At 70.2% G+C, this 10,375-nt stretch carries 12 protein-coding genes; 7 read left to right on the forward strand and 5 right to left on the reverse strand.

Translation table 11 applies throughout. The annotated features are described in order from the left end of the window. Window positions 1-24 precede the first annotated feature (24 nt). From folK to EV670_RS15625, 6 genes are all read left to right on the forward strand, one after another. Window positions 25-1,002 carry a 2-amino-4-hydroxy-6-hydroxymethyldihydropteridine diphosphokinase gene (folK, locus tag EV670_RS18970; protein ID WP_130433725.1) on the forward strand — a complete coding sequence of 326 codons (978 nt, stop codon included), beginning with the start codon at window positions 25-27 and terminating at the stop codon, window positions 1,000-1,002. Beyond that, window positions 999-1,475 carry a DUF6265 family protein gene (locus EV670_RS15605; protein ID WP_130433727.1) on the forward strand — a complete coding sequence of 159 codons (477 nt, stop codon included), beginning with the start codon at window positions 999-1,001 and terminating at the stop codon, window positions 1,473-1,475. The genes folK and EV670_RS15605 overlap by 4 nt, the downstream gene beginning before the upstream one ends. Before the next feature lie 13 nt (window positions 1,476-1,488). Further along, a complete protein-coding gene (locus EV670_RS15610; RefSeq protein ID WP_130433729.1) occupies window positions 1,489-1,851 on the forward strand; it encodes a DMT family protein in 363 nt (120 codons plus the stop codon). A 3-nt stretch (window positions 1,852-1,854) separates the two neighbouring features. Then, complete coding sequence (locus EV670_RS15615) at window positions 1,855-2,577, forward strand: deoxynucleoside kinase (RefSeq protein WP_130433731.1); 723 nt, start codon at window positions 1,855-1,857, stop codon at window positions 2,575-2,577. An 86-nt stretch (window positions 2,578-2,663) separates the two neighbouring features. Further along, window positions 2,664-3,311, forward strand: coding sequence for a DUF47 domain-containing protein (locus tag EV670_RS15620; RefSeq protein ID WP_130433733.1), 648 nt, complete (start codon window positions 2,664-2,666; stop codon window positions 3,309-3,311). A 34-nt stretch (window positions 3,312-3,345) separates the two neighbouring features. Further along, window positions 3,346-4,356 (forward strand): inorganic phosphate transporter, encoded by a 1,011-nt coding sequence (locus EV670_RS15625; protein WP_130433735.1) that lies wholly within the window; start codon window positions 3,346-3,348, stop codon window positions 4,354-4,356. A gap of 19 nt (window positions 4,357-4,375) precedes the next feature. Here EV670_RS15625 and EV670_RS15630 read toward each other — a convergent pair whose 3' ends face one another. From EV670_RS15630 to EV670_RS15650, 5 genes are all read right to left on the reverse strand, one after another. Then, window positions 4,376-5,491 (reverse strand): isoaspartyl peptidase/L-asparaginase family protein, encoded by a 1,116-nt coding sequence (locus EV670_RS15630; RefSeq protein WP_242616997.1) that lies wholly within the window; start codon window positions 5,489-5,491, stop codon window positions 4,376-4,378. A gap of 28 nt (window positions 5,492-5,519) precedes the next feature. Then, complete coding sequence (locus EV670_RS15635; RefSeq protein ID WP_242616998.1) at window positions 5,520-7,397, reverse strand: ATP-binding response regulator; 1,878 nt, start codon at window positions 7,395-7,397, stop codon at window positions 5,520-5,522. 31 nt (window positions 7,398-7,428) lie between these two features. Continuing rightward, window positions 7,429-8,193, reverse strand: a complete 765-nt coding sequence (locus tag EV670_RS15640) for a response regulator (protein ID WP_130433737.1) — start codon at window positions 8,191-8,193, stop codon at window positions 7,429-7,431. Window positions 8,194-8,320: 127 nt separating this feature from the next. Next, window positions 8,321-8,773: a MaoC family dehydratase gene (locus tag EV670_RS15645; protein ID WP_130433739.1), complete on the reverse strand. Its 453-nt coding sequence runs from the start codon at window positions 8,771-8,773 to the stop codon at window positions 8,321-8,323. Beyond that, window positions 8,770-9,393 (reverse strand): ParA family protein, encoded by a 624-nt coding sequence (locus EV670_RS15650; RefSeq protein ID WP_130433741.1) that lies wholly within the window; start codon window positions 9,391-9,393, stop codon window positions 8,770-8,772. Before EV670_RS15650 ends, EV670_RS15645 begins: the two co-directional genes overlap by 4 nt. Before the next feature lie 127 nt (window positions 9,394-9,520). Here EV670_RS15650 and kefF point away from each other — a divergent pair, with 127 nt between their 5' ends. Continuing rightward, on the forward strand, window positions 9,521-10,144 hold the full coding sequence (gene kefF, locus EV670_RS15655) for a glutathione-regulated potassium-efflux system oxidoreductase KefF (RefSeq protein WP_130433743.1): 624 nt from the start codon (window positions 9,521-9,523) through the stop codon (window positions 10,142-10,144). Window positions 10,145-10,375: the final 231 nt, after the last annotated feature.

Genomic DNA, 10,375 nt, shown 5'->3' on the forward strand with positions numbered 1-10,375 from the left:
CGGGTCGAGCGCGGATCGACACCCATGAGCGAGGCGCTGCGTGCCTACGTCGGCCTCGGCGCCAACCTCGGCGATGCAAGGGCCACGCTGCGTTCCGCGCTCTGCGCACTCGATGCGCTGCCCGGCGGCCGCCTGCTCGCCGTGTCCTCGCTCTACCGCAGCGCGCCGATCGACTCGTCGGGACCCGACTACCTGAACGCGGTCGTCGCGCTCGACACGACGCTCGACGCACCGGAACTGCTGGCGCAACTGCAGGCGATCGAGGCGGCCCACGGCCGCGAGCGGCCATGGCACAACGCGCCGCGCACGCTCGACCTCGATCTGCTGCTCTATGGCCACGAGCGCATCGACACGCCGGCGCTGACCGTGCCGCACCCGCGCCTGCACCAGCGCGCCTTCGCGCTGCTGCCACTGCTCGAGATCGAGCCGCGGATCGACGCGCCCGGACTGGGGCCGCTGGCGGCCTGCCTGCCGGCGCTGGCCGACCAGCGCGTCGAGCGCAGCGGCACCCGGCTCGACCTGCGCCTGCGCGCCTTCGCCGACGCCGACTTCGACGCCGTGGTCGAGCGCTGGCATGCCTGCAACCGCAACGCCTACTCCTACGTCGCCGGGCACCAGCGCCACACGCTGGCCGATGCGCGCACCTTCTTTCGCGAACGCCTGATGCCGAGCGCCGAGATCACGCTGGCCTGCAGCCTGGTCGGGCAAACGCTCGGCCTGATCGCGCTTGAGCCCGAGGCGCAGCCCGGACGCGGCTGGGTCAGGCAGTTGGCCGTGTTCGACGGCGAGCAGCGGCGCGGCGTCGGCAGCTTGCTCGTCGAGCACGCCAAGGCGCGCTGCCCCGCGGGGCTGCGGCTCTACACCTTTGCCCGCAACGCGCCGGCCCGCGCCTTCTATGCCGGCCACGGTTTCGAGGCGATCGCCTTCGGCACCAGCCCGGCGCCGGAGTCCGAGCCCGACGTGCTCTACGGCTGGCCGGCCCCAACAGGAGAACTTCGATGAAGCATGCCTTTGCCTGCGTGTTCGCCGTGCTGGCGCTGGCGGTGGACGCCGGTGCCGCGCCGATCGACCAGATGACCTGGCTGGCCGGCTGCTGGCAGTCCGAGTCCGGCTCCGGCGAGCGCCAGATCGACGAGCAATGGATGGCGCCGCTCGGCGGCGCGATGCTCGGCAGCGGTCGCACCGTCGGCGGCGGCCGGCTGCTCGAGTACGAGCAGATGCTGATCCGCGACGACGACGGCGTCCTGGTGTACACGGCCAAGCCCTCGCGCCAGCCGCAGGCCTCGTTCAAGTCGATCGAGATCGGCGACGGCGTGGCGGTCTTCGAGAACAAGGCGCACGACTTTCCGCAGCGCGTGATCTATCGCCGGGCCGGTGACGGTGGTCTTGCGGCGCGCATCGAGTGGCAGTTGCGCGGCCAGCCGCGCGCGATCGACTTCAACTTCCGCCGGGTCGCGTGCCCCGGCCAGCCCTAGGGTCTGCTGACACATGAATGCCTTCACCAGCCTGCCCGTGCCGGTGCAGACCGTGCTGCTGCTCACCGCCAGCAACGTCTTCATGACCTTCGCCTGGTACGGTCACCTGAAGACGCTGTCGCACAAGCCCTTGCTGGTGGCGGTGCTCGTCAGCTGGGGCATCGCCTTCTTCGAGTACCTGCTGATGGTGCCGGCCAACCGCATCGGTCACGCCGAGATGAGCGTGGCCCAGCTCAAGATCATCCAGGAGGTGATCACGCTCAGCGTCTTCGTGCCCTTCGCCTTCTTCTACCTGCGCGAGCCGCTCAAGCTCGACTACCTGTGGGCGGGGCTGTGCATGGTCGGCGCCGTCTACTTCATCTTCCGCAGAGGCTGAGCCATGCTGATGCGCTTCTCGCATGTCGTAGTCGAAGGCCCGATCGGCGTCGGCAAGACCACGCTCGCTACCGCACTGGCGCGCCACTGGGGCGCGCGTGCGGTGCTCGAACGGCCCGAGCACAACCCCTTTCTCGAACGCTTCTATGCCCATGGCGCCGGGCGCGACAACCCCTATGCGCTGCAGACCCAGCTCAGCTTCCTGTTCCAGCGCGTCGAGCAGATGCGCGACCTGGGCCAGGCCGGGGTCTTCGAGACCGGCGTCGTCAGCGACTTCCTGTTCGCCAAGGACAGCCTGTTCGCGATGCTCAATCTCGGCGACGATGATCTCGCGCTCTACCGCCAGATCTACCGCCGCGAACAGCAGCGCTTGCCCGAGCCCGATCTGGTGATCTGGCTGCAGGCCGAGCCCGACGTTCTGCTGAACCGCATCCGCACCCGCGGCCGGCCGATGGAGCAGGGTGGCGCGCCGGGGGCCGGGATCGGCGAGGACTACCTCGAGCGCCTCAACGAGGCCTATCGCCAGTTCTTCACCAGCTACCGTGGCGCGCCGGTGCTGGCGGTCAACGTCGAGGCCTTCCACCCCGCCGAGCGACCGGTCGACTGGCAGCGCCTGCTCGACGCGATCGCCGGCTTCGAGGGGCCCTTTGCCTACCTCGATCCTGCGGACTTGGGGGATGGTTCGCTGTCGGCCTCTTTCGGGCCGGCAGCCCGACAGCCGCAGTGACGGAAGTGTGACAATCGCCGCCGGCGCCCGCGGGTGCCGGGCGGCCGGCCCACCTTCCGGCCAAATCCAGAAATCCGGAGACGTGCATGCTGTTTGGCAAGCTGTTGCCTCGCGAAGGTAACTTTTTCGAGTTGTTCGACCAGCATGGCCAGCACATCGTGGAAGGCTCGCGCGCCTTCCTGCGGATGGTCGAGAACTACGCCAACCTGACCGACCGCGAGCGCCTGGCAGCCGAGGTGATCGACGCCGAGCATGCCGCCGACAAGATCACGGCCGAGGTCAACCGGCTGCTGCATACGACCTTCATCACGCCGATCGACCGCGAGCAGATCCACGGCCTGATCAATGCGATGGACGACATCCTCGACCTGCTGCAGGACACGACCGAGACGCTGAGTCTCTACGACGTGCGGCGCATGACCGAGGAAACGCTGAGCCTGAGTCAGCTGTCCGCGCGTTGCTGCGAGCGCGTGCAGCATGCGGTGAACCTCTTGCCCAAGCTCAGCCAGCACACGGCGGTGGAGGCGGCGCTCAAGGCCTGCGAGGAGATCGACCAGCTCGAAAGCGAGGCCGACCGCGTCATGCGCAGCGCGATGAGCAAGCTGTTCCGCGAAGAGCAGGACGTGCGCGAATTGATCAAGATGAAGGCGGTCTACGAAATGCTCGAGACCGTCACCGACCGCTGCGAGGACGTGGCCAACCTGATCGAGGGCATCGTCCTCGAGAACTCCTGATCCGCGCCCGCGGCTCAGGCAGGAAGGCGCTCTGATGGAAGCGGTACAACTCAGTTTCTGGGTGGTCGCCGGACTGGTCGCGCTGGCCATCCTGTTCGACTTCATGAACGGCTTTCACGACGCGGCGAACTCGATCGCCACCGTCGTCAGCACCGGCGTGCTCAAGCCGCAGCAGGCGGTCGTGTTTGCCGCCTTCTTCAACTTCATCGCGCTGTTCATCTTCCAGCTCTCGGTCGCCAAGACCATCGGCAAGGGCATCGTCGAGCCCGGCGTGGTCGATGCCCACGTGGTGTTCGGTGCGCTGATCGGTGCGATCGCCTGGAACGTCATCACCTGGTTCTACGGCATCCCGTCGAGCAGCTCGCACGCGCTGATCGGCGGCCTGGTCGGTGCCACGATGGCCAAGGTCGGCGCCTCCGGCCTGATCGCGGCCGGTGTGTTCAAGACGGTGGCCTTCATCTTCGTTTCGCCGCTGCTCGGCTTCGTGTTCGGATCGGTGCTGCTGGTGATCGTCGCCCACCTGTTCCAGGGCAAGTCGCCGCTCAAGATCGATCGCCTGTTCCGCCGCGGCCAGCTGATCTCGGCCGGCCTCTACAGCCTGGGCCACGGCGGCAACGACGCGCAGAAGACCATCGGCATCATCTGGCTGCTGCTGGTGGCCACCGGCTACGCCAGCGCCACCGACGCGCTGCCGCCCTGGTGGGTGATCTGGTCCTGCTACATCGCGATCGCGCTGGGCACCATGTTCGGCGGCTGGCGCATCGTCAAGACCATGGGCCAGAAGATCACCAAGCTCAAGCCGGTCGGCGGCTTCTGCGCCGAGGCGGGCGGAGCGGTGACGCTGTTCATCGCGACCGGCCTCGGCGTGCCGGTCAGCACCACCCACACCATCACCGGCGCGATCGTCGGCGTCGGCTCGACCCGCCGCATGAGCGCGGTGCGCTGGGGCGTGGCCGGCCGCATCGTCTGGGCCTGGATCTTCACGATCCCGGCCGCGGCCCTGATCGCCGCGGTCTTCTACTGGCTCAGCACGCTGCTCTTCTAGCGCGCCGCTGGTGAGTGGCTCATCCGGGCCGGTAGATCGCGACGCTGCGATTGCCGTCGGCGTCGATCGCCGCGCGGTACATGCCCTCGCAATTGAAGGGCATCGCGATCCGTCCGTGGCGGTCGACCGCGATCGCGCCACCCGAGGCGTCGGCGCCGCCCAGCTTGGGCAGCAGCTCGCCAATCACCTGGCGGCAGGCGGCCTCGAGGGTCATGCCGCCCAGCCGCACCCGGGCCGAGATCTCGTGCGCCGCGCCGGAACGCATGAACCACTCGCCGTGGCCGGTGCATGACACCGCCACCGCCTCGTCGGCCCAGGTGCCGGCGCCGAGCGTCGGCGTGTCGCCGATGCGCCCGGCCATCTTGCCGGTGCGCCCGCCGGTGGAGGTGGCAGCGGCCAGGTTGCCGCTCTGGTCGAGCGCCACCGCGCCCACGGTGCCATGCTTGATCTCGTCGCTGAGTTCGCTGCCGATGCCGCCGAGCAGCGCGTCGGTCAGCGTCGGTGCGCGCGCGGCGCGCCGCGCGAGTTCGATCTGCAGCGACTTCCAGCGCGTCTCGGTGTGGAAGTAGCTGGTCCGTTCGAGCTGCATGCCGACCCGCTGGGCAAAGGCATCGGCGGCGGCAAAGCCGAGCGTCACGTGCGAGGTGCGCTCCATCACCGCGCGGGCCAGCAGCACCGGGTTGCGCACCCGCTGCACGCCGGTCACCGATCCGGCGCCATGCGTGGCGCCGTCCATCACGGCCGCCTCGAGTTCGATCTCGCCGAGTTCGTTGAAGACCGCGCCGCAGCCGGCGTTGAAGAGTGGATCGTCCTCGAGCACCACCACCGAGGCGCACACCGCGTCGAGCGCGCTGCCACCGTCGCGCAGCACGCGCAGCCCGGCATCGAGCGCGGCCTCGAGCCCGGCCCGCAGCACCCGCTCCTGGGCCCGTGTCAGTTCGATCTGCGGCTTGGTGCCGGCGCCGCCGTGGATGGCGATCGCCAGCCGCGGGCCATGCTCGGACGGCGCCGGCACATCCTCAGGCATCGGGTCGCGCAGCGAGATCGGGCCCGAGTCCTCGACGGCTGGTGGGCGGGCGTTGCCGCGCCCGTGCCCGGCGTGGGATCGGGCGCTGGCTTTCTTGCGGGTGGCCATGGCGGCAACGGTAGCGCAAAGACCGGTGCTAACGCAGCCCAAGCTTGAAGGCGATCATCGCCCGCAGCTTGTTGGGCACGACCGGCTTGAGCAGCAGGTGGAAGTCGTGCCGATGGGCGTCCGCCTCGTGGCCGGTCATCGTGCTGCCGGTCACCATGATCGCCGGCAGATCGGGACGCGCGAGCGTGCGGCGCAGGGTCAGCAGCGCATCGACCCCGGTGCCCTCGGGCAGCCGGAAGTCGACGATCAGCAGGTCGGGTAGCGCCTCGGGCCCGGCCGCCACGGCGGCCGCTGCCCAGGCCTCGGCGGCGGCGGTGTTCTCGAAGGCATGCACGCTCGCGCCCCAGCCCTTGAGCAGCACCGCCAGGCCTTCGCGCACGGCCGGCTCGTCCTCGACGACCAGGATGCGGCGGTGATCGAGCGTGACGCCGAGCCCGACGCGCGCGGCCGGCGGCGTGCCGGCCAGTGTGCGCGGCGTCCGGCCCGCCGGCAGGCTGATGCTGAAGACGCTGCCGCGCCCGCGCTGCGAGCGCAGGGCCAGCGGCGCGTCCATCATGGCCGCCAGCCGCTTGACGATCGACAGGCCGAGGCCGAGCCCCTTGCGCTCGTGCGCCGTGGCCGGGGTGCTGCCGGGCACCTGGTAGAACTCGTCGAAGATGCGCTGCTGCTCGGCCGGCGCGATGCCGCTGCCGCTGTCCCAGACCTGGATCAGCACCCGGTCGCCGCGCCGGCGCGCACCGACCAGCACGCCACCCTCGCTGGTGTAGCGGATCGCGTTGGCGACCAGGTTGCGCACGACGCGATCGACCAGCACCGGGTCGGCATGCACCACCTGCTGGTGGCCGCGCAGGCGCAGCGCCAGGCCCTTCTCGAAGGCGGTCGGCTCGTACTGCAGCGCGATGCGCGCGAACAACTCGCGCAGCGCGAAGTGCTGCGGCTGCGGCTCGACGCCGCCGGTGTCGATCTTGGTGATGTCGAGCAACTCGCTGAACAGGCCCTCGAGCGCGTCGACCGAGCTGTTGATGCTGTTGACCAGGTGCGTGACCTCCTCGTCGCCGCGGCTCTTGGCGCGCAGCGCCTCGGCGAACAACCCCATCGCATGCAGTGGCTGGCGCAGGTCGTGGCTGGCGGCGGCGAAGAACTGGGTCTTGGCGCGGTTGGCTGTCTCGGCCTCGCGGCGCGCGGCCTCGGCCGCGGCCTTCTCGCGCTGAAGCTGGGCCGCCAGCTGCGCGCTGCGGACCTTCAGCGCGACCATGCTGTCGAAGGTGGCGCGGTAGACGCGGCCGACGCTGAGGATCATCACGAAGGCCAGCGCCAGCACCAGCGCCAGCTGCCAGTTGTCGCCGCCGAGCGTGCCGATGCGGGCCAGCATCGGCAGCAGGATCAGGCTGGTGAAGCCGAGGAAGGTGCCGAACTGCGGTGCCAGCACCGCGATCGAGGCTGCGCTGAAGCTGAAGCCGATGACGATCAGCGCCGCGCGCTGGGCGGTGTCGCCATGCACGTAGAGCATCCAGGCCGCCAGGCCCCAGACCGCGCCCGAGCCGAGCGCGCCCAGGTCCCACAGCCGCAGCCACTTGCGGGCCGCCTCGGGCGCGATGGCCTCGGCGCGCCGGTAGCGCACCCGCAGCAGCATGCGCAGGCTGAAGACCAGCAGGAACAGCAGGCCCCAGCCGAGCAGCATCGGCAGCGGGGCATGGCCGACGAACAGCCAGACCGTGGCGCTCGCGCCGAGCAGGTGGCCGAACAGCGAGACGCCGGTCTGGGCCATCAACGAGTCGACCTTGTCGGGCAGCAGGCTGTCGTCGTCGTGGCTGCTGGCCGGCAGCAGCGGCAGCTCGAGGGCGTCGCGCACGGCCGGCGTCGCCGGCTCGCCGGCTGCGGGGCCGCCGACGCCGCTGGAAGTCACGGGCGGCAAGCCGGTGCGCCCCTGGCCAGGCTCAGCGGCCGGTACGCCGCCAGCCCGGCGAGGCGCTGGCCTGGTGCGTCATCTGGCTCACCGCCAGCACCGCCTGGGTGCGCGAACTCACGCCGAGCGCGCGCAGCACCGCGGCCACGTGGTCCTTGACCGTCTCGACCGAGATGTTGAGCTCGCGCGCGATCAGCTTGTTCGGCTTGCCCTGCAGCAGCAGCGCCAGCACGTCGGTCTGGCGCGGCGTCAGGCCCAGCGTGGTGATGCTGGGCGTGCTCTGGAAGCCGCTGTTGGTGGCCTGCGCGCCGACCATGCGCAGCACGCCGGGCACGGTCTCGGCGTCGGCGTAGCCGGTGCCGGGGTCCACCGAGGGTGGCGGCAGCGGCACCGCCGGCTCGACACCCATGCTCATCGGCGGCACGTAGATGCCGCCGCTCATCACCAGGTGCAGCGCCTCGAACAGCGTGTCATTGGTGGCGCGCTTGGGCACGAAGCCCATCGCGCCCATGTCGATCGAGCGGATCACGTCGCTGGTTCGATCGGAGGCCGAGACCACCACCACCGGCAGCGCAGGGTAGGCCTCGCGCAGCTCGGCCAGCAGGTCGAAGCCGTTGGCGTCGCCGAGTTGCAGGTCGAGCAACACCAGGTCGTACTCGGGGTCGGCCTTGAGCGTGGCGCGGGCCTCGGCCGCGCTGCCGACGCCGGCCACCGTGAGGTCGTCGCCAAGGCCCTGGATCACCGCCTGCAACGCCGACAGGATCAGCGGGTGGTCGTCGATCAGCAGGACCTTCATGGGCTCGTCTCCATCCGGCAGATGCCGACGCGCACTGTAGCGGAGCCCGGTGCCGGGTCGCCCCGGGCCGGGCACGTCCTCAAGAGGGGTAGCGCAGCAGCACTCCGGGCGGTTGGCGTGGGCGCCATCACCAATAGCGCCGGGTCAGCGAATCGGCCACGCAGACCGGCTTGCTCGCGCCCTCGCGCTCGATGCTGGCCTCGACGATCAGCTGCGCGCCGCCCTCGATGCGCTCGTAGGCGAGCAGCTTGAAGTGCGCTCGCAGCCGGCTGCCGACCGGCACCGGCGCCGTGAAACGGACCCGGTTGAGGCCGTAGTTGACGCCCATGCGCACGTCGCTGACCGTGAAGGCGGTCTCGAAGAAGGCCGGCAGCATGGACAGCGTCAGGAAGCCATGTGCGATCGGCGTGCCGAACGGACCCTTGGCGGCAAGCACGGGGTCGACGTGGATCCACTGGTGGTCGTCGGTGGCGTCGGCAAAGCGGTCGATGCGCGACTGCTCGATGGTGATCCACTCGCTGCTGCCGAGCGGCTCGCCGATCAGCGCCTCGAGGTCGGCCAGGTGTTCGAAGGTCTTCATGCTTTGGAGTCCGCCCATTGGACGATGGGTTGCCATTGTTCGATGTCGCGCTCGAAGCGGCCGGGCGCGACGTCCCACAGCGTGAGGCCGCGTGCGGCCAAGTGCACGTAGTTCTGGGTGTCGCGCAGGTGGCCCAGCGCCGGCACGCCAAGCCCGTCGAGGAAATGCTGCAACTGCTCGGCGGCGATGGTGTGCTCGCGCACCCGGTTGCCGACCACCGCCACCGGCACCCGATCGTGCTTCTTGCGCGCGAGCAGCTCGGCGATGAAGTTGCGCGTGGCGTAGATGTCGAAGATGCTCGCCTGCAACGGCACCAGCACCTTGTCGGCCAGCTTCATGATCTCGTCCAGGCGCTTGCCATGCAGGCCGGCCGGCGTGTCGAGCACCACGTGGGTGACGCCCTTGGGCGGCTTGACCACGTGGTCGTGCGCGATGTCCCAGGTCTGGATCGTCGGCACGCCGGCCGGCCGCAGGCCGAGCCAGGCGCGCGCCGACTGCTGGCGGTCGGTGTCGCCGAGCATCACCGCATGGCCCTGGCGGGCCAGCCAGCCGGCGAGGTTGGTCGACAGCGTGCTCTTGCCCACGCCGCCTTTCGGATTGGCCACCACGATCACCGGCATCCGGCGCTCCCTCTCGTTGGTCGATGCTCGGGTATGTTAGCGGCGCACCGCGCTCGCCCGGGCCCGGCGCAAACCCTGTTGCCGGCCCGGCCCACGCGGCGACCGGTGCCCCTGAGGAGTCTTGACCATGGCCGATGTGCTGGTGCTCGTGGCCCACCCCGACCTGCGCGCCTCGCGCGCCAACGCGCAGCTGCTCAAGGCGGCGCGAGCGGCCGGCACGCAGGTGCCAGAGCGCATCGAGGTGCGCGACCTCTACGCGCTCTATCCCGACTACGTGATCGACGTGGCGGCCGAGCAGCGCGCGGCCCACAACGCCCGGCTGATCGTCTGGCAGCACCCGATCCACTGGTACTCGATGCCGCCGCTGATGAAGCTCTGGCTCGACGAGGTGCTCGAACTCGGCTGGGCCTACGGCCGCGGCGGCACCGCGCTGGCCGGGCGCGACGTCTGGCTGGTGACGACCACCGGCGGGGCCGAGGCGGCCTACCACCCGCGCAGCTACAACCGCTATTTCTTCGACGCCTTCCTGCCGCCCTACGAGCAGACCGCGGTGCTGTGCGGCATGCGCTTCCTGCCGCCGCTGGTGCTGCACGGCGCCCACAAGGTGGGCAAGGACGTGCTCGAGGCCCACGTGCAGCGCTATCGCGAGGCACTGCTGAGCTACCCCGACTGGCCCGAGCTGGCCGATCTTGAGGAGTGCCCGAGCTGCGAAGTGCCGGTGGGCGACCGGCCGGCCATGCAGGAGGCCTGATGCCAGTGGCTGCTATCGGCGCATTGCGGTCGTTCGTCTTCCGTGCCGCTCAGGCGAGCAAGGCCATGGGCGGGCAGCCGTCGGCGCTTCGCTGCGGCGGTCGGCCAAAGGCGCCGACTGCGCTGCGCTACTCGGCCGCAGGGCCGCGTCGCGGAACTCACTTCGCTCACTGCGTTCGCTACGTTCAAACAGCCGCGCCGAGTCAGCACACGAGGCGCGCTGCGCGCGCGG

Source organism: Rivibacter subsaxonicus, from assembly GCF_004217215.1.
GTDB lineage: Bacteria > Pseudomonadota > Gammaproteobacteria > Burkholderiales > Burkholderiaceae_C > Rivibacter > Rivibacter subsaxonicus.